The 20966-nt window shown below is 36.8% G+C and carries 16 protein-coding genes; 4 read left to right on the forward strand and 12 right to left on the reverse strand.

Features of this window, described 5'->3' with window-relative positions; genetic code table 11:
• Positions 1-28: 28 nt before the first annotated feature.
• The 3 genes from NAT51_RS08960 to NAT51_RS08970 are packed head-to-tail and all read left to right on the forward strand — an operon-like array spanning position 29 to position 2659.
• A complete protein-coding gene (locus NAT51_RS08960; protein WP_250598093.1) occupies positions 29-1423 on the forward strand; it encodes a tetratricopeptide repeat protein in 1395 nt (464 codons plus the stop codon).
• Complete coding sequence (locus NAT51_RS08965) at positions 1423-1926, forward strand: energy transducer TonB (protein ID WP_250598095.1); 504 nt, start codon at positions 1423-1425, stop codon at positions 1924-1926. The genes NAT51_RS08960 and NAT51_RS08965 overlap by 1 nt, the downstream gene beginning before the upstream one ends.
• On the forward strand, positions 1913-2659 hold the full coding sequence (locus NAT51_RS08970) for a shikimate dehydrogenase family protein (protein WP_250598097.1): 747 nt from the start codon (positions 1913-1915) through the stop codon (positions 2657-2659). The genes NAT51_RS08965 and NAT51_RS08970 overlap by 14 nt, the downstream gene beginning before the upstream one ends.
• On the opposite strand, the gene NAT51_RS08975 is transcribed toward NAT51_RS08970, so the two are convergent.
• A complete protein-coding gene (locus tag NAT51_RS08975; protein ID WP_250598099.1) occupies positions 2656-3009 on the reverse strand; it encodes a hypothetical protein in 354 nt (117 codons plus the stop codon). The two genes, NAT51_RS08970 and NAT51_RS08975, sit on opposite strands and share 4 nt — an antisense overlap.
• A 234-nt stretch (positions 3010-3243) precedes the next feature.
• Between NAT51_RS08975 and NAT51_RS08980 the strand changes: the two genes are divergently transcribed.
• A complete protein-coding gene (locus NAT51_RS08980; protein WP_250598101.1) occupies positions 3244-5115 on the forward strand; it encodes a DUF349 domain-containing protein in 1872 nt (623 codons plus the stop codon).
• Positions 5116-5129: 14 nt separating this feature from the next.
• Here the strand turns inward: NAT51_RS08980 and NAT51_RS08985 are convergent, their stop codons facing one another.
• The 11 genes from NAT51_RS08985 to NAT51_RS09035 form a co-directional block, all read right to left on the reverse strand.
• Entirely contained in the window at positions 5130-5852 is a 723-nt protein-coding gene (locus NAT51_RS08985) for a hypothetical protein (protein WP_250598102.1), read from the reverse strand.
• A 35-nt stretch (positions 5853-5887) separates the two neighbouring features.
• Positions 5888-6199 carry an antibiotic biosynthesis monooxygenase family protein gene (locus tag NAT51_RS08990; protein WP_250598104.1) on the reverse strand — a complete coding sequence of 104 codons (312 nt, stop codon included), beginning with the start codon at positions 6197-6199 and terminating at the stop codon, positions 5888-5890.
• A 4-nt stretch (positions 6200-6203) separates the two neighbouring features.
• Positions 6204-7001, reverse strand: coding sequence for an alpha/beta hydrolase (locus NAT51_RS08995; protein ID WP_250598111.1), 798 nt, complete (start codon positions 6999-7001; stop codon positions 6204-6206).
• Between the two features lie 14 nt (positions 7002-7015).
• Positions 7016-7789: a nucleoside triphosphate pyrophosphohydrolase gene (gene mazG / locus NAT51_RS09000; protein WP_250598113.1), complete on the reverse strand. Its 774-nt coding sequence runs from the start codon at positions 7787-7789 to the stop codon at positions 7016-7018.
• 111 nt (positions 7790-7900) lie between these two features.
• Complete coding sequence (locus NAT51_RS09005) at positions 7901-8407, reverse strand: DUF5606 family protein (RefSeq protein WP_250598115.1); 507 nt, start codon at positions 8405-8407, stop codon at positions 7901-7903.
• A gap of 27 nt (positions 8408-8434) precedes the next feature.
• Complete coding sequence (gene def, locus NAT51_RS09010) at positions 8435-9025, reverse strand: peptide deformylase (RefSeq protein WP_250598117.1); 591 nt, start codon at positions 9023-9025, stop codon at positions 8435-8437.
• Between the two features lie 107 nt (positions 9026-9132).
• Positions 9133-10629: a malate:quinone oxidoreductase gene (locus NAT51_RS09015; RefSeq protein WP_250598119.1), complete on the reverse strand. Its 1497-nt coding sequence runs from the start codon at positions 10627-10629 to the stop codon at positions 9133-9135.
• A gap of 94 nt (positions 10630-10723) precedes the next feature.
• Positions 10724-11140 (reverse strand): Holliday junction resolvase RuvX, encoded by a 417-nt coding sequence (ruvX, locus tag NAT51_RS09020; RefSeq protein WP_250598121.1) that lies wholly within the window; start codon positions 11138-11140, stop codon positions 10724-10726.
• A gap of 150 nt (positions 11141-11290) precedes the next feature.
• Positions 11291-13228: an OmpA family protein gene (locus tag NAT51_RS09025; RefSeq protein ID WP_250598123.1), complete on the reverse strand. Its 1938-nt coding sequence runs from the start codon at positions 13226-13228 to the stop codon at positions 11291-11293.
• Between the two features lie 11 nt (positions 13229-13239).
• Complete coding sequence (locus tag NAT51_RS09030) at positions 13240-14160, reverse strand: PorP/SprF family type IX secretion system membrane protein (protein WP_250598125.1); 921 nt, start codon at positions 14158-14160, stop codon at positions 13240-13242.
• A 64-nt stretch (positions 14161-14224) separates the two neighbouring features.
• Entirely contained in the window at positions 14225-20257 is a 6033-nt protein-coding gene (locus tag NAT51_RS09035; protein ID WP_250598132.1) for an Ig-like domain-containing protein, read from the reverse strand.
• Positions 20258-20966: the final 709 nt, after the last annotated feature.

Here is a 20966-nt window from a genome sequence, read left to right on the forward strand (position 1 = left end):
ATTAAGGATAATTCTAAAAGCAATGAGTATGCATTTGAGTCACGAAGAAGAAGAGCGCAATTTATCCTTATCACGTTTTGAATCAATGTTAAAAACGAACAAGATTTTATTTTTTGATTCAGAAGAATTTGAGGATATCATACTACATTACATGGATATTGGAAAGCCGTCACTGGCCAGAAAAGCGTTGAAACTTGCGCTTGAACAACATCCGAAATCCACAGGCTTACGACTGGTTCAGGTCGAGATGCTGGTTTTTGAAGATAAATTGGAAACCGCCGAGAAACTTCTCAATGAATTATATGCCATAGAGCCCACAAACGAGGAAATCTACATTCAGAAAGCCAATATTTATTCGAAAAGGGACAATCACCAAAAAGCGGTTGAATTATTAAAAATCGCCTTAAAATATACAGACGATTATGCCGATGTGCACAATCTGATCGGTATGGAATACCTTTTCATGGATGAATTGGAACTGGCCAAAGAAAACTTTATCAAATGCCTTAACGAAGAACCTGAAGAGCAATCAAGCTTATACAATGTTATCTATTGTTTTGAATTTTTAGAACAATACGAGGAAGCTATCGCTTTTCTGACCAAATACATCGACGAAAATCCATACAGTGAAATAGCCTGGCACCAGCTTGGCCGTTTGAATTATTCAATCAAGCGTTATGAGGATGCTTATTTAGCTTTTGATTATGCTACCGTGATTGATGATCAGTTCATGGGGGCATACATGGAAAAAGCCAAATCGCTTGAGCGTTTAAAACGTTACGAAGAAGCCATTGAAAACTACATGGAAACCATCAATTTAGATGACCCTACGTCATATGCTTTATTGCGCATTGGTAAGTGTTTCGAAAAATTAGGGAATGAAATTGAAGCTTTAAAATATTACAATCAAACCGTACATGAAGATCCGCTTTTAGATAAAGGCTGGATTGCCATAACCGATTTATATTTCAAAAAGAAAAATTTCCAAAAAGCATTGTTCTTCGTGAATAAGGCATTAGCCATTGACAGCGAAAACAAAATGTACTGGAAACGTTACGCTACGATTAACCGTACTTTAAACTTTTATGAAGAAGCCGAACTTGGTTATCGTAAAGCTGTTGAATACGGTGATTATGAGTTGGATACCTGGCTGTATTGGGTTGATATCCTTCAGTTTTTAGGTGAGTTTGAAGTGGCTGTACAAACATTATTACAGGCTTCTGAATACTTCCCGGACGAGTATGAAGTAGAATACCGTTTAGCCGGTTTGTATTATTTGATTCAAAATACTGAAAAAGGATCATTTCACCTGAATAACGGACTTCGTTTAAGTTTTAAAAACAGAAACATTCTCGAAGAATTATTTCCGGTTGTATGGGAACGCAAAATGGTTCAGGATACAGTCGAAAAATATAACAAGTAATGAAAAATCTCTTACTTTTAGTTTTCTTCCTTACTGTTTCAATAAGTTTCGGTCAGAAAAAAAACAATGACCAAAAAACTCCTGAATTAGTTATTATTCAAGAAAAAGAAGTCAATCATGGCGAAATTATCACTACAGAAGAACCTAGAGAAATTACCGAAGCAAAAGATCCAAATTACATATACCCGCCATCTTCCGTCGAAATAACTCCCCAATACAGCGAAGGGTTAGAAATATTTCATGGGGAATTTAAAAACAAATTCAAGACCGAAACCAAAGAACCGTTAAAGGGAAGGATAATTTTGAAATTTGTAGTTGAAAAAGATGGTTCTTTATCAGATTTCAAAGTCATTCGGGATCTTGGCCATGATACAGGGAAAGATGCTATAAAGACAATCAAAACAATGAAAAAATGGAAACCGGCTAAACAAAGCGGCAAAAACGTACGATGCATGTTTATTCTTCCGGTACATGTTGATTTAAATACTGATGAGACCAAATAAAAAACTCGGTTTACTGGGAAGAAATATCAGCTATTCGTTTTCCCGTAACTATTTTGCCCAAAAATTTGAAAAAGAAGGATTGACAAACGATTATACTTATGTCAATTTCGATATACCGTCCATTGCTGAATTTAAATCAGTTATAAAAAACAATCCGGATACCATCGGGATGAATGTTACCATTCCCTACAAGGAAGAAGTTATTCCGTTTTTAGATCAATTGTCTGAAAACGCGAAAGCTATCGGAGCCGTAAATACCATAAAGGTTTTAACAGACGGAAAACTTGAAGGCCACAATACTGATTATTTCGGTTTTACGGAATCTTTAAAACCATTACTCAAAAGCCATCACAAAAAAGCCTTGATTTTAGGTACAGGCGGTGCAGCCAAAGCAATTGCTTTCGGATTACAACTATTGGGTATTGAGTATCAGTATGTATCCAGAAAAGCTTCTGAAAAAACAATTCCATACGAAAATATAGACCAGCAAATCTTTAGTAAACACACACTTATAATCAATTGTACGCCATTAGGCACTTCACCAAATATTGAAGCCTGTCCCGATATTCCTTATGAATTCTTTACCGAAGGACATATTGCTTATGATTTGATTTACAATCCTGAAGAAACAGAATTTCTGAAAAGGGCAAAGCAAAAAAAAGCCGTTACAAAGAACGGCTATGAAATGTTGGTCTTACAGGCCGAAAAAGCCTGGAAAATCTGGACAGATTAATATCTTTTTTTTGCTCTGTCAGCAGTTATGCGTTCAGTGCTCAGCTTTTTATAAGAAGCTAATTGCTCCAGTGAAAGAATATTTTTTAATTCGTCACATTTCTTTTCTTCTAAAACATCTTCTCTTTTTTTAACTTCAGTTGATGGGATGTTTAATTCCTGTAAATCGTAATTCAAAACAATATACTTCTTTACAATTTGAAAATATTGAGGTTCCTGATCCAAAGTCAGTTTCAATACAGACAATTCTTTTTTATAATCACTGCCGGTTCTTATTTTTTGGTCTAATTCCTGTTGGGCACTAACTGTTACGGATAACAACAATACCAAAGTAACGAATAACTTTTTCATGATAGTTGGGTTTAACTGATTGTAAATTTATGAAATAAATTGAATTACACAATTATCGGCGTTTACAATAGTGAATACAACGTTATTTTGGCTCTGAAATTGCCGAAAACAAAAAAAGTCATCGATTCGAAACTGTCTTTATACCGTCAAAATTTGTTTTATACCACTTTTTGTTTTTGAATTTAGTTCGATTTTAGTAACTTCGGCAGGAAATAACTGTAAATATCCTGCACCATGCAAGAAGAACAACACGATAACCTGCACGTCGAGAGTACAACGGCAGACGGACATGAAACTCAAAATGAGCTTGACATTGTAAACGAAGCAGTGGAAGCCATAGAAAGCTTAAACGCTGAAGTCAGTGAAGATGCCACCATAGAGGAAAGCCATGACATTCCGATGAAGGACTATGAAGCTTTGGATATGGACAAACTGGTTTTGGAACTGGAGCATTTGGTAAGTGATGACAAAGTAATGGCCATCAGAAACCATGTGGAAGAAATCAAACAAGCTTTTCTGTCAAAATACAATCATTTCATTGACGAAAAAAGAGAAGAGTTTTTACACGAAAACCCAAATTCAATAGAAGAGTTTGAGTATCATTTTCCGTTGAAAACCAAATTTGATTCGTTATACAACAATTATAAGAATAAGAAAAATACCCACTTCAAGAGTCTTGAGTCTGCTTTAAAAGACAATTTACAAAAGCGACTGGCAATTATTGAAGAGTTAAAAACCCTAGTAAACCCAAGTGAGAACATTAAAGACGCCTTAAAACACTTTAATGATTTAAGGGAGCGTTGGAAAAATGCCGGTCCAATTCCTAAGGATAAATACAACCACGTATGGAATAATTATCATTTCCATGTGGAGAATTTTTACGATATCCTACATTTAGACCGCGAAGCAAGAGACTTAGATTTCAAGCATAATTTAGACCAGAAATTAAAAATCATCGCACGTGCAAAAGATTTATTAAACGAGCATGATGTATTTAAGGCTTTCAGGGAGTTACAATCGTTACACAAGATCTGGAAAGAAGAAATCGGACCTGTTTCAAGGGATCACCGCGAGGAAATCTGGAATCAGTTTAGTGAAATTACAAAACAGATGCACGACAAACGTGAATCCATGTTCGGACAGATGCGTGAAATTGAACAACAGAATCTTGACAAAAAAAACGAAATCATTGCTAAAATTGAAGCTATTGCCACAGAGAAAGTAGAAGTACATACCGGCTGGCAGGCACAAATCAATAAAATTGAAGCGTTAAGGGAAGAATTTTTCTCTACAGGAAAAGTTCCGGCTGAAGTCAATGAACAAACGTGGAATGACTTTAAAACTGCGGTGAGAAATTTCAACGCGCATAAAAACTCTTTTTACAAAGACATTAAAAAAGAACAACAGGCAAATCTTGACAAAAAAAATGCTTTGGTTGCCCGCGCAAGGGAACTGCAGGAAAGCGAAGATTTTGCAGCCACTACTCCAATCATGAAGCAAATTCAGGAGGAATGGAAAAAAATCGGACACGTTCCTAAAAAATTCTCTGATTCTGTCTGGGCAGAATTCAAAGAAGCCTGTAATCATTACTTTGACCGCTTACACGCTGTAAGAAATCAAAATGAAGAAGTTGAAATTGTTGCTTTCGACAACAAAAAAGAATACTTGGAAAAAATCAAGGAATTTGAATTTACCGGAAATCACAAAGCTGATTTAGATGCGATTAAGGCTCATATCGAAACTTGGAAAGGTTTTGGTAAAGTTCCTTTTGCAAGACGTCATATTGAAGGTAAATTCAACAAAGTTTTAGATGCATTATTTGAAAAACTAAGCTCAAGTAAAAAGGAAGCAGAAATGATGCGTTTTAACAACCGTATTGAACAATTAGGCACCGATACACGCAAAATTGACAGTGAAAAGATTTTCATCCAGCGCAAAATAGAAGAAGTTCAAAACGAAATATTCCAGTTGGAAAACAACATCCAGTTCTTTGCCAATGCCAAAAATGATAATCCGATGGTTATCGAAGTGAAGAAAAACATCGAACGTCATAAAGAGGAATTAGCAACCTGGAAAGAAAAATTAAAACAGTTACGAAACATGTAATACTAAAAAAGCCATCAATTTGATGGCTTTTCTTTTGCTTCTTCCCTCTTTTTAAAAGTCCCTTTCGGAACTCTGTTTATATTGAATTTTGCTTTAAATCCTGTTGACAAACCCCATTGGTCTTTTGTTATGATTCTGTTCTGTTCATCAAAAAAGCCAAACTCTCCGGTATTTGGCGATAATGCTCCTTCATTCACTGCTTCAATTTCAATATGATTAATTCCTTCAACCAAACCAATTAACAGCTTCTTATTAAATCCCTGTAATTCGACTAATTCGGCAATAATCTTACCATCAACCCAAACTCTGACCCTATCCGCATCAATCTCGCCAAAATCTCTGTATTCAAGTGATATTGTTTCTGATTCTGTTTCAAAATCACCAAAATACTGATGTCTTCTGAATTCTTTCGAATCTCCCGTGCCTTCTTTTGCTTTGGCATTGGCCTTATTCATTTTTTCAGCATACATTTTCCCAACATTCAAATCGCTCTTGGCCTGTTCAGCCATTCCTTTTTCTTCTGTTTTCGGTTCTTCATAGACTTTTGAAGGGAACTTGAACTTTTCCGGTTCGAATGGTTTATCCAGCGAATACCGGGGAGCTGTTGTTGCAGTTTCGGGTTCTTTTTCCGGTTTTGGCAACTCAGTTCGTGGTATGGCAATAGATTTTATGGTCTTGCCTTCCTGTGCAAAACCCATAAAAGGTAAAAGTGTTATGACTAAAATTATTTTTCTCACAATGTAAATCTAACAAAAATTATTCCAAAACTAACTTATTGTTTTTCAAAACCATACTCCCTTTCCACAAGACAAATCCGTGTTGTGTAGGATTGATACCAACTTTCACGGCCTTTCTTCTGGGCTACCAAATGATCCATATTTTGTTTCCATTTTCGGATTGATTCCAAATCTTTCCAATAAGATACAGTAATTCCAATTTCGTTGCGTGCCGATTCAACACTTATAAAACCTTCCTGTTGTTGCGCTAATTCAACCATTAATTGGGCCATTTCATCATATCCTTCTTTTATTTCGGTACGGACTGATGTAAAAATTACTGCGTAATACGGCGGCTTCATACTCATCTGTTTAAATTTTTAATGTCTGAAAAGCTTTGTAAACTGCTTCGTGCAATATATCGGCGTGATTACTTTCCTTAAAGAAATGAAAATGACTTTCAATAGTTCTGTTTTGCTTACCCAATAACCGGAATAATTTTTTAGCATCATTTTCCATAACCCTTCCTTCGGCACCAACACCTACAAATACTTTTGTTTTTTGCGAAAAATCAGCCTGAAGGAATTTGGGATTGACTTTAAAAAGTGATTCATTATCCCACCAGATACTCGGACTTATGATAATATAATTCGTGAAAAGTGATGGCTTTTTGAACAGAATTTCGGTAGCCAGTAAACCTCCAAGTGATTGTCCGATAATAGTTTTCGATTCGGAAGTTTTATATTTATTTTCAATAAAAGGTTGCAATTCCTTCTCTATAAAAGCAATAAATTTAGCCGAAGAACCTGTGGTTGGAAAATCTTTTTTATCCTGTTCAATCGTTGTTGGAAAAGTAAAATCACGCTTTCTGTCAACATTTGAAATTCCAACCAGAATTGATTTAGAAACCATTTTGATCCAGTCGTAATTACCATATTGGACTAACCCGGCAATATGGATAAAATCCTCGTCAGCCGAACCATCCAGTAAATAAATGACCGGATAAGCCTGAGTGGAATCATAACCGGCCGGAAGATATATATTCAGTGCTCTTTCTTCATTAAGTTCGTTGGAATGGAAGGTTTCTGTTTTTCCTAATACAAAATCTTTGCTTTGGGCATTTGAGAAAATAGAAATAATTAAAAATAAGGCTGGTAGTATTCTTTTCATTATATAGTATTTATTTATAACCGCTTAGCTTCTTCCCAAAACACATCCATTTCGGCCAGTGTCATATCCGAAAGGTTTTTCCCCAATTCACCAGCCTTGCTTTCCAGGTAGGTAAATCGCTTTATGAATTTTTTATTAGTACGTTCCAAGGCGTCTTCAGGGTTGATTTTAAGGAATCTAGCATAGTTAATCATCGAAAACAATACATCTCCGAATTCTGCTTCTATCTTATCCTGATTGCCATCCCGGACTTCGTGTTGTAATTCGCTTAATTCTTCCTGGACTTTTCCCCATACCTGATGGGGTTCTTCCCAATCAAACCCTACTCCTTTTACCTTGTCCTGAATACGGCTCGCTTTCACCAAAGCAGGCAACCCGTTTGGAACTCCTTCCAAAACAGATTTTTTTCCTTCCTTTAATTTTAGTTTTTCCCAATTTTGTTTTACTTCTTCTTCATCGGCCACAACTACATCGCCATAAATATGCGGGTGTCTGTGAATCAGTTTATCACATATATCATTGGCAACATCGGCCATATCAAAACTTTTGGATTCACTTCCTATTTTGGCATAGAAAATAATATGCAGCAATAAATCCCCAAGTTCCTTTTTTACTTCATTCAGATCATTATTTAAAATCGCGTCGCCTAATTCATAAGTTTCCTCAATGGTTAAATGACGTAATGATTGCAGTGTTTGTTTCTTATCCCATGGACATTTTTCACGCAAATCATCCATAATATCGAGTAAGCGGTTAAAAGCATCCAATTGTTGCTGACGTGTGTTCATAAAAACGATTTTACTTCGTATGGTTTGACCTAAAGATCTGATGTGTGTAAAAATAACAAATCCTGCCATTGGATACCAGTGGCAGGACTTATAATTATGTTAAATCTTTGATTATTCTTTTGCTTTACTAGCTTTTGTTGCTTTGGGTTTTTTAGGCTTTTCTTCAGTAGCTTCTTCCGTTTTAGCAGCTTTCTTAGTTACTTTTTTTGGTGCTTCAGCTTCAACTGCTGGAGTTTCTGCAACTGCATAACCTTTAGCCTGCAATACATTATACCAGTTTAACACCTTTTTGATATCAGAAGCATAAACTCTTTCCTGATCATAGTCAGGTAATATTTCAAGGAAATAAGCCATTAAAGCAGCCTTATCATCTTTCAAAACGGGCGCCGGACCTCCATTTTCTTTTGCTACAATTGCCTGCATCACTTCCACAAGAGGTTTTTCTTCTGTGTAAGTATACATAGAAATTTCAGACAATAAACTAACGTTACTGCGCATACCAACAGTAATTTTTTTACCGTCTAATAATGATTCTGCAACAAAACCGGTTCTCGTTTGCATTTTCAACTCATACAATCCCGGTTTTCCAGAAATAGCTAAAATTCTTTCTATTTTCATTTTTGTAATTCTATATTGTTCAATTAGTTATCTTCCTTTTTTTGGTGCTGCAAAACGCATACGGTAATCAGGACGTGATTTACCTTCCATTATATTTTGCAATTTCTTTTTAATCAACGTTTTTTTCAACATCGATATTTTATCCGTAAACAAAACACCTTCGATATGATCATATTCGTGCTGAATCACACGAGCAATCAAACCGTCGTAAATTTCGGTTTTTTTCTCGAAATTCTCATCAAAATATTCGATGGTAATTTTTTCTTTTCTATAAACATCTTCACGAACATCGGGAATACTCAAACAACCTTCATTAAAACCCCATTCTTCACCTTCTTCTTTCACAATTTTTGCATTAATGAATGTTTTTTTGAAGCCTTTTAATTGTTTAGCTTCTTCTTTCGACAAATCATCACTGTCACTGAAAGGTTCAGTATCCACAATAAACAAACGTATTGCCAGACCTACCTGTGGTGCAGCCAGACCAACTCCATGTGCATTGTACATGGTTTCATACATGTTTGCGATTACTTCGTTTAAATTAGGATAATCTTGGGTTATGTCTTCACCTACTTTTCGAAGTACAGGATCCCCATAACCTACAATTGGATAAATCATTTTTACATTTATTAGAGCGTATTTCCAACCGGCTTATCTTAAACTGATAATGCCACTTCAATTCTACGCATTTTAAATTCAGAATGCAAAAATAAATAAATTTCGAATTAAACGTTCAATTTTAATACTTCATTGGTCTTTTTTCTTACATCCTGACACAAGTCCGCATTATCATTGAGTTTTTGACCAAAAGAAGGAATCATTTCTTTCAATTTAGCCTGCCATTCAGGTGAATTGTATTGTTCAGGGAAACATTTTGCGATCAACTCAATCATAATGGAAGTCGCTGTTGAAGCTCCGGGAGAAGCTCCCAATAAAACAGCAAGTGAACCGTCAGCAGACGAAACGACTTCAGTACCAAATTCAAGCACACCGTTTCCGTCTTTATCTTTTTTAATAACCTGAACACGCTGTCCGGCTGTTTCCAGTACCCAATCCTCTTTTTTTGCTGAAGGAACATACTCTTTCAATGCCTTCATACGGTCTTTAGATGACTGGAAAACCTGTTCGATCAGATATTTAGTCAAAGGAATGTTTTTCATTCCCGCTCCCAGCATTGGTTTAATATTATCCAATTCAATGGACTTAATTAAGTCAAAATATGAACCGCTCTTCAGGAATTTTGTTGAAAAACCTGCATACGGCCCGAACAGTAATTCCTTTTTACCATTAATGACACGGGTATCGATGTGCGGAACCGACATAGGCGGCGCACCAACAGATGCTTTACCGTAAACTTTCACGGCATGTTTTTCGATTACTTCCGGATTTGTACATTTAAGCCATTGTCCGCTTACCGGGAAACCTCCATAACCGTGTCCTTCCGGAATATTAGCTTTTTCAAGTAACAATAACGAACCACCACCGGCACCAATAAATACGAACGGTGTATAAATGCGTTTTTTATCTCCGGTTGTTAAATTTTTAGTTTTAATTCTCCATCTACCATCACTTTTCTTTTTGATTTTGTAAACGTCATGATTAAAGTGGATGGAAACTCCGTCAAGACTTTCCAGGTATTTAAATATACTTCTTGTCAAAGCACCAAAATTTACATCGGTACCATATTTCATCGAAGTTGCCGCAATTTGTTCTTTTTCTTTTCGGTTTTCCATCACCAAAGGTGCCCATTCTTTTATAACATCGGCATCTTCAGTATATATCATCTCCTTGAACAATTCGAAGTTCTGCAATGCATCGAAACGTCTTTTAAGGTAACTCACGTTATCCTCACCCCAAACAAAACTTAGGTGCGGTACACTTTTGATAAAACTTTCAGGGTTTTTCAACAATCCTTTTTCAACCAAATAAGACCAAAACTGCCTTGAAACCTCAAATGCTTCCGAAATTTTCACCGCTTTACCAGTATCAATTGAACCGTCTTCCTGTTCCGGAGTATAATTCAATTCACAAAAAGCAGCGTGTCCTGTACCAGCGTTATTCCATGCGTCAGAGCTTTCGGCAGCAGCCACATCCAGGCGTTCGTAAATTTCTATTTTTAAATCGGGTTGTAATTCTTTGAGTAATAGTCCTAAAGTGGCGCTCATGATACCGGCACCAATCAATACTACATCTGTTTCAGTTGCGGGAGTTGTTGTTGTCATTTTCTTGAATTATACTGCAAAGATAGTTCCTAAAAAGCAAAACTTATCTTAATTTCCAAGTGATTACAAATTTTTCAAAAATTGTTAAAAAACCCTATATCATTTTTCGGGTTAAATAATCCCTTAGCATAATTGTTGCGGAAATTTCATCAATCAGCGCTTTATTTTGACGTTGTTTCTTTTTGAGTCCACTGTCAATCATCGTTTGAAAAGCCATTTTTGAAGTAAAGCGTTCATCAACCCTGACAACCGGCATTTCGGGAAACAATTCTTTGAATTTTGCCACAAAAGCTTCTATTATGGGAGTACTTTCAGAAGGTTGTCCGTTCATTTGTTTCGGTTCACCGATAAGGACTTTAAAAACATCTTCTTTGGTAAAATAATCCGAAAGGAAAGTCAGAACCGTTTCCGAAGGAATGGTCGTCAGTCCCGATGCAATTATCTGCAGTTCGTCGGTTACGGCTAATCCCGTACGCTTCATTCCATAATCGATAGCAAGAATTCTTGGCATAATTTAAATCTTTGTGCAAAGGTAGTGCTTTTCCGGCCTTTGTGTTTTAAATATCTGCTCCAATAATCTACTATTTTGACCTTGAAAACAATAAAGCCTCCATTTTTACAAATGAAGGCTTTAACACATAAAAATCTGCCTTATTATTGCTTATTTTTCAACGATAATAAAGTCTGACCTCCTGTTTCCAAAATGTTCTTCTTCTGAACATTTAACCCCGTTTTTACATTTGTTTTTCAAACGGGTTTCTCCAAAACCTACAGCACTTTCAATCCGGTCAGCAGAAATTCCTTTAGACAGAATATAAGTCTGCGTCGATTTAGCCCGGTTATCGGAAAGCTTAAGGTTATAAAGATCTTTTCCTCTTGAATCTGTATGCGATTCGATTCTGATTTTAACTTTAGGGAAATTCGTCATCACATAAACCACTTTATCCAGTTCGGTTGCGGCCTGTGATGTAATATCCCATTTGTCATAATCGAAGAAAATAGGATTGATATCAATTTTTTCATTTCCGTTATCTTTTACAACAAAATCTTCCAATTTGCCCAACTCAAAATCGATTTTGTGCACATCTCCGTCCTTACTACCTAACACAACTTCTTTTTCCAAAGTACTGTAACCCGGTTTGGAAGCTATGAATTTATAAGTACCATTACAAGGATTTTTGATTTCATATTTCCCGGAAACATCTGTAAAACCTTCCTGTTTAAGATCTCCGAAAGAATCCAGCACTTTAACCGAAACCTCATGAAGCGCTTCTTTACTTTTGGCATTCACAACACTTCCGGCCACAAACTCGTAGCAATCAGGAGCTTTTTTGGTAAAATAATAAATATCATCATCTCCTTTTCCGGTATCCCTGTTGGATGAAAAATAGCCATATTTTGATTTTGGTTCAATGATAAACGAAAAGTCATCTTTATTACTGTTAACAGGTTCACCCAAATTTTTAGGATCAGAAAAATCCCTTCCGTTGAATTTGGATTCAAAAATATCCAAACCGCCAAATCCGTAGTGGCCTTCCGATGAAAAATAAAATTTTCCCTCATTGTAAAAAGGAAACATTTCCCTTCCTATCGTGTTGATTTTTGGGCCGAGATTTTTAGGCGAGCTTGTTTTTCCATCCGGAAAAACCTCAACCATGTAAATATCTGTTTCACCGAATCCACCGGGCATATCCGATACAAAAAACAACCATTTACCATCCGGACTTAAAGCAGGATGTCCCACACTGTATTCTAAGCTGTTAAAAAACAGTTTTTCAGATTTTGCTACTTTTTCATTTTCCAAATCCGATTTAATAATCTGAAAATTGTTGACACCCTGCTTGTCATTTTTCAATTTATTGGTATTCCCTTTTAGCGTGTTAGTCGTGTAGTAAAACGTTTTCAAATCCTCCGAAAAAGAAACAGTGGCATCATGGTATTTAGATGCAATTTCGGTCAGAAAAGGCTGCTCATTTGTTAAAGTCCCATCCGAAAGATTCCTGTCGGCCACATACATCGTTAAATAAGGCTGCTCATTCCATGAATATATTTTTTTATCAACTCCGGCTACTTCTTTTGCTGAAGAATAGACCAGTTTATTTCCATAAAAAGCTGTTCCGAAATCGGAATTCGGGCTATTAACATCCAAATTCCTGATTTGATAAAGCGAACCTTTTTGTGCGAGACTGTCCAAATGCTTTTGGTTAAATGTAAAATACCTGGATGCCGAATTGTCATTTTTCCTTTTCAGCATTTCTTTGGTAATCGCATTTGCTTTATCATAATCCCTTACACTGCGCAAAGCCTGCGTATAACGTAACAGATATAATTCCGATAAATTTTGTTGTCCCTGAATGTCATACAGTTTCTGATACCAGGTTAAAGCTTTACGCATATCATTCAGATTATAATATGTATCGGCAATATTTGATATCGTTTGTGTAGACAAATCAGGATTTTTCTCTAAATATTCTTCATACAGCTTTGACGCTTCAACATATGACATATCATTAAACATTTCATCTGCTGCTTTGAGCTTTTGCTGTCCGTAAAATATACTGGTAAATAAAACCAAGCTAAGTGTTAATGCTTTTCTCATAATGTTTGGTGTTAGAAAAATCTTGGAGATTTTATTGTAGATGTTTTTCGAGGCAACTGATAGCGTAAAATAATTTCATGCGTACCATCATTATACTTGTTTAATTCGGTAACCGTATAATCGAATGAATATCCAAGGAAAAAACCTTCAGAAATCTGAAATCCTGCCAAAGCACTCACCGAGTCATCCCATCTGTAAGAAGCACCAAGGGTTAATTTTTCTTTTATCAGAAAATTTGCCGAAACATCAGTAGACAATGGTGATCCTTTAACCGCTTTAACCAACAAAGAAGGCTTAAATTTCAAACTGCTTGATAAATCAAACACATAACCTCCAATGAAATAATAATGTAATTGATCTGAAATAACAGATTCCTGAATATCATCATAATAATCATTACGTAAGAAGTTCGGCACTGATAAACCTGCATACCATTTCTCAGAATAAAGGTAGGCACCGGCACCAAGCACTCCCATCATTTTATTATTTACATTGGTATTCAACAAGACATCATCACTATCGTAAAAACGTCCTTTAGACCAGTCTATATTGAGCATTCTTACACCCGCTTTCATTCCGAAAGCTAATTTTGCCGATTCATTCAATTCAATTGCATAGGATAAGTTACTCGCTAATGTTTGCTCGCTTGACGGCCCCAGATCATCACTGATAATATTGAATCCGAGTCCGATATTTCTGTTAGCCAAAGGAAAATGCACCCCGAGTGTTCCGGTTTTGGGAGAACCTTCAATATTCACCCATTGTTTCCTCAATAAAAGATTAGCTTCAAATACTCCCACAGATCCTGTATAACCTGGGTTTACCATCATAGTATTATACATGTATTGCGTATATTCCGGATTTTGCTGCGCTATGCTATTTTGCATGCAGAAGAACATGCATAAGAATAAAACATAACTTGCTTTTTTCATATTATTTATCATGTTGTTAGGATTTTATGTTAATAAAATAGAACAATAATGAGATAGCCAATGGCTATCTCATTATAAATAACCAGCCTGATTTAGCTATATTTAAAGCGCTATCCCCAGTTTCAAAAATGTAGTAGTATGTTCCTGTAGGCAACATGTTTCCGCTAAATGTCCCATTCACATTCGCAATACCTTTCCAGTCATTTTTGTAACTATGCGTTTTAAATACAAGGTTTCCGTATCGGTTATAGATTTCTAGATTATTATTCGGATAATCTTCTGCGCATTTAATATTGAAAAAATCATTAGAGCCATCTCCGTTTGGAGTAAATTCGTTAAAGACAGTCAAACAGGCGGCACCCGGCGCCACGCAACTCTCCACTACCAGATCAAATGTTGCTGAACTCAAAGTATTACAAACAGCTGTATTGGTGTAACTTACACTAACCGAATTAGGTCCAAGCTGCGACCAATTTACTGTTACCGTAGAATCATTTGGTCCACCTCCACTTACGATTTGTCCACCAATTTCTATAGTCCAGAAATATTGACTCATATTAGGTTCTGTTCTATAGGTAACCGGTTCAAAAGCACAGGTTTTATCGGTATCATCATCAAGGGTTGCCTGACCGGCCGTATTGAAATCGACCGTTATTGCCAAACGCGTCATACTTGAACAACCGGCACCATCAATAAGTCCGGCATAATATGTCATTCCGTCGACTAAAGGTGTAGAAGGCGCCACGACATTTCCTCCGTTTGGAGCGTCATACCAGATTACACCCGATTCGTTAACCTGAAGCGAGGCAACTGTAGGACTGTTATTTTCACAGAAAGTTTGAGTCGTATTATTGGTTGTTGGTGTTTGTCCTGTATTCAGGTTAGCTGCGATTGCCAAACGTGTAACAGATGAACATCCGCTTACTGGATCAGTGATTCCGGCATAGTAGATTCCTCCATCAACTAATAATGTTGAAGAAGCAAGAATTGTTCCGCCTGTTGGTGCATTGTACCAAATTACACCTGATTCATTCACCTGAAGTGAAGCAATTGTCGGGCTGTTTGACGCACAGAAATCCTGTGTTGCATCATTAGTTGTAGGAGTTAATACCGTATTCAGATTAACCTCAACAGCTAAAAGCAACGTACTTGAACAACCACTTACAGGATCAGTAATTCCGGCATAATAAATGGCTCCGTCGATTAACAATGTTGAAGAAGCTAAAATATTTCCTCCAGTTGGCGCATCATACCAAATTACACCCGATTCATTAACCTGAAGTGAAGCAACAGTTGGATTATTTGAAGCACAAAAATCTTGTGTCGCATCATTGGTTGTAGGCGGCAAAACTGTATTCAGATTAGCCTCAACAGCTAAACGTGTTGCGCTTGAACAACCACTCACAGGATCAGTAATTCCGGCATAATAAATGGCACCATCAACTAAAAGAGTCGAAGATGCGAGTACATTTCCGTTAATTGGAGCGTCGTACCAGATTACACCTGATTCATTCACCTGAAGTGAAGCCACAGTCGGATTAGCCGATTGACAGAAATCCTGTGTTGCATCATTGGTTGTTGGAGTCAGAACTGTATTCAGATCAACAGCTACAACTAATCTTATTGTACTGGTACAACCTGTAATTGGATCTGTCATTTCGCCATAATACATCATTCCGTCAATCAAAAGTGCCGAAGAAGGTATAACGTTTCCTCCTGTAGGCGCGTCATACCAGATTACACCTGATTCATTTACCTGAATCGAAGCAACTGTCGGATTAGCCGCTGAACAGAAATCCTGAGTAGAATCATTTGTAGTTGGAGTCAATCCTGTATTCAAGTTGACTTCAACTGCTAAACGCGATAAACTTGAACAACCACTTACCGGATCAGTAATTCCGGCGTAATAAATCATCCCGTCGATTAAAAGAGCAGCCATAGGCACAACGTTACCACCACTTGGTGCATCATACCAAATTACTCCCGATTCATTCACCTGAAGTGAAGCTACAGTTGGATTAGACGACACACAAAAATCCTGCGTCGCGTCATTGGTTGTTGGCGTTAATATTTCAATAATTTGAACAGTTACTGCTTTCAATGTTCCGGGAGTATTCTGACAACTTACATCACTACTCATCGAAACATAGTAAGTATATGGACTGTTAACTGCGTTCAATCCTGAAATGGTTAATTGGCCCGAAGCGCTAATTACATAGGTTATTCCACTGAAAGTACCATTAGCGATAGGCAGTGAATAATCATTTGTAAAATACCATGCAAATACAGGGTTAGCCAAAACAGATGATGGCGTCAAAGTAGCGTTATTACCTAAACATATCTGGGCATTGTTTGCATTGATATCATTGGCCACAGAAAAAGGTAAAATAGTAAATGTTATTGATGCTCTGTCCGGTTGTGCTGATTGACAGAATTCTGTTGAACCAACTCCAACATAATAAGTATATGTTCCCGGAAGCAATCCGTTTAACTGAAGCGAACTTGAATTTTGTCCGGGTATCAGAATTTGATTTGTTCCGTCAAAACTGTACCAATAGAAAACCGGATTTGTAACCGGAGGTACACTGTTTAATTGTGCGGTCAACAATACATCACCTGTTGCGCTACAAAAAACGGTATCTGTATCTGAATTAACCAAAACATTCGAAATTGAACCGTTTGGAGAAGAAGGCCGAACCGTTACCGTTACTTTTGTTCTCGATAAAACCTCACATCCTCCTCTAACCGGCTGTACATAAAAAGTGTAAACTCCTGCTGCCAAATTAGAAGGAAGCGTGTATGAATTTCCGTTTGACAGAAGGTTTCCGCCAAATTCGGCATCATACCATTTATATGAAGTACAGTTATCGGCCTGAATTGCAACAGTCCCGCCCTGACAAACTTCAATGGTTGTACCAATTCCGTCAACAACTGTTACGGTTGCTTCCCTTCTTACATAATTAACCTGAAGGAAATCCAGAACATTGGCAGCACCTCCCAGTCTTATTTTCACCCTGTCATAAGGTGGTGATTGTGTATTTGAAGCAAAAACGATTTCATCACCGTTTATTACTTCAACATTAACGGCTGAACTACCGGCAACCATTAAATCTCCTACTGGTGTATTTCCCATGTAGCGCTGAACTGTAAATCCACTTAATGCATTTACAGTTAATGTTGCTCCGGGTTTTGTTAATTTAATTTTTAAAATATCAGAAGATATCGATGGTGTTCTGAATTTCACTGTTAATTCTGAAGCAGATAAAACCCCTATTCCGTTATACATCGTGGCATAACTTACATCGCTGTCGTCAACCGAATTCCAAGCATTTGTAACATTAGAAGTCCCTGTTAAGGCTCCAACGCCCAAATCATAAACTCCGTAAAGAATATCTTCTACATCCCCTGGTTTACAAACCAAAGGATTAGGCTCTCTGGTATAATAAGCTTCATAGACTTTAGCACTATGGGATAAACCAACTGCTGAACCTACGATTATTCTGATTCCGTCAAAAACTTTCGGTCCGGTTAGATCTGAAGGTACAAATGTGTATTCAAAACTATTATCACCTGACAACAAATCTACCAAACTACCTGAAAGAGGCTGAATATTACCTATAACCTGAGGAACTCCTCCACCATCTCTTTTTGTTGCCACAACAGATATGGCACCAATAAGTGTTAAACCACTATATTGAGTTCCTAATTTAATCGTAACCGGTGTTCCAGCCGCAATTGCAGTATTCCATTGTAAGGTTTGCCAAGTCGTACCAACACCTAATGCTCCAATTCCACTTGTAATGGTTGAATAAGTTTGTGGATCCTGATCGACAGCATTTGCATCATTTAATACAGTTCCTGTAATAATTGATCCTGAAGTTTGTGTATTTCCATAAACCCTTTCGGTGAATGTCACACAATTTGCCGGATTATTAACGATTACGGTTACTACCTGACTCGCATTACAGAAACCATTACTTGCAACTGCAGTAAAAGTGTATACTCCAGCTTGAGTAAAAGGTCCAACTGTATTAGAAGCAAGTAAAGTTCCGTTTGAATCATACCAGGTTACCGTTGCATTTGAAGTTGCCTGCAATGTAACACTATCGCCTACGCTAACAATATAGCTGCTTGGATTCACCGTCAATTGTGGAACGGGATGAACCGTTACTACTACCGAAGCTTCAGTGGAGGCACAAGGAATTCCTGTAACTGATGCCTGAATATAATAAGTACCGCTAACCTGAATCTGGTCAACCTGATCAATTGGTATCACATTATGACTGCTGTCATAAAATACATACACTGTATTTCCTGAAACATCAAAATTAAGAATCGCATCTCTTAAATTAACGGATCCGCACCCTTGAAGTGTTGCAGATACATCCAGAACAGCCTGTGAAGGAAAAACAACATCAACAGCCAATAATGTTCCTGCTGCATTTTCACAATTACCATTGGCTTCAACGGATATATAATATGTTCTTGGTGTGTTTGAGGCATTTAATCCACTGATGGTCAATTCACCGGTTACGGCACTTTTCACATAGGTAATTCCCGCATGTCCCGAAAAACCGGTTGTGATTTCAATAGTTTTAGTTTGGTCTGTATAATAATGGAACTCACTGTTGACTATTGTTGTTGTTGGTGCCAATACTGCGACGCCTAAACAAGAAGCTGTAACCGAAGATGAAATAGTAATATCACTGGCCAAAGGAACTGGCGAAAAAGTAACCGTAACCGCTGTCCGTGAAGATATGGCCGGACAACCTATTTTTCTCGCTGCTACATAAAATGTTGTGGTTGCGTTTAAAACAGGAGTCGTAAAGCCGGCATTATAAGCCAAAGTAGCCAAAGGCGTTGTTGCGGTAGGCGAATCATACCAAAGTAATTCGTTACCACTTTCCGTCTCGGCAAATAATGTTACTGATTGCGGACCGCAAATAGATAAATTTTGGGAACCAACAGCTATTGTAGGTGCTCCTGGTGATTTATAAACATCGTACAACCGTAAACCTTTGGTTAAGTTCAATTGAACCAATGATGACATCGTAATTTTAACCCTGTCAAATGACTGTCCCGGTGTTATGGGTATCGTTGCCGTTTGTCCTGCGCTAAGCAGCCCTAGTAAATCCAGATAAGTAATGGTATTTAAATCTTGTGTAAACACAACATTTGCCCCATTCATGGCCTCAATTTTGACGCCGTCAGACAACCCTAAATTCAAAATAGAAGGATTATCAAGCTGGAGTGCAACATGAACCTGATCAGTTGGTTTTGACAATGCGTTAAAATACACCGTCTGACTGATGGTTCCGGCTACAGCCAAAACTCCTAAACTCAAATGTGAATAACTGTTCACATCAGCGTCGATTGCGCGTTCCGGATGATCAACTTCGGCAGTGCCAAGTCCCAACAAATCTATAGTACCGCCTGTTCCGTCAAAAGAAGTTGCAAATGGCGCCAGACAACTGTCTTCTCCTTCTGTATAAAAGGCAAAATAAACCCGCATACTATTTGAAGTCCCCAGCAAAACTGCATTTGTATTATCCGTTATTTCAATACGGTTATAAGGCTGATTAGGCGTTATCGCAAAATAGAAATTCCCACTGGCATCCCTTATCAGTCGGCCATTTTCATTGGAAAAATTATTTTGGCTTGAAAAGCTGTTTATAACGGTCGTATTGTTCTTCGCACTCACCGTAAAATAGTGGTTTCCGAGAACAACAGTCCCTAATAAATCAGCTAATCCGCTTCCTAAATTACCTCCTACCAGAGAATTTAAAACATCTTGATCGAAATCTATCCTAACAAAGGTTGTCTTCCCGGCCGGGACCGTTGTAGGAAATTCCAATTCAATTTTACCACTGTAAGCCCCAATACCTACAGCAATTCCTCCGTACGAATTCAATGTCGCATAGGAATTATCATAGATTGTGGCATTAGCTGCGCCAGTGGCATGATCAGAAGATACTAACGTATTCGCGTTAATGAAATTGACTTGTGCTTTCAAATCGGATTGCTGAAAAAGTAATAGCAAAACGGAAAAACAGAAAGCGCGGGTAAAGCTATCCCGAACGGTAAATTTCCAATTCATAAGCAATAATTTAAATGTTCAACTTTGATTTATAATGCAAATTTTTATGCTCTTTCCTTAAAGTTTTCTGACATTTCAAAGCATGAATTAGGCACAGAATTTCCCGACACTTAAAAAAGGCAGTTTTAAAAACTGTCTTTTTTAAGCATACATGCTTTTTAAATTATTCTTAGTGGGGATCTAGAATATCAATCTAAAATTTTAACTCCGCATTTTAGATTTCCTTCTTTAATTTACTACATCGAGTAGTTTTTTTTTTGCGATTAAGTTTTAATTAATCCTGTATAAGTTTTAATTATTATCATCACTTATAAACATCTCCTTTTTTAATTTATCCTTTCGGAATTAAAATTGTGGGGGTACAAATCAGAAATATTTATACCTTAAAATTATAGAAAAAAGTAAGAAAAAAATTATAGCAACTGACAATTACGATAAAACGATAAAAAAAATCGTTGAAATTAATATTATCCTTACAAAAACACTAATAATCAAGCAAATAAAGATACAAGAAGACAAAAAAGCTAAAAAAAGTATATTCAAAATTCAGTAAATACTAAAGCTATCCGTAAACAAACATTATGCTAATCACATATTTTTATTTTGTATTTATTTAAAAAGGAAGAAAACTAACGGAATTTAGGCTTATTCAATCTATCTATTTAATAACTAAGCAATTAATAATGTTAAAATACAATTTTTAACTTTT

The organism is Flavobacterium amniphilum (assembly GCF_023634845.1).
GTDB classification, from domain to species: domain Bacteria; phylum Bacteroidota; class Bacteroidia; order Flavobacteriales; family Flavobacteriaceae; genus Flavobacterium; species Flavobacterium amniphilum.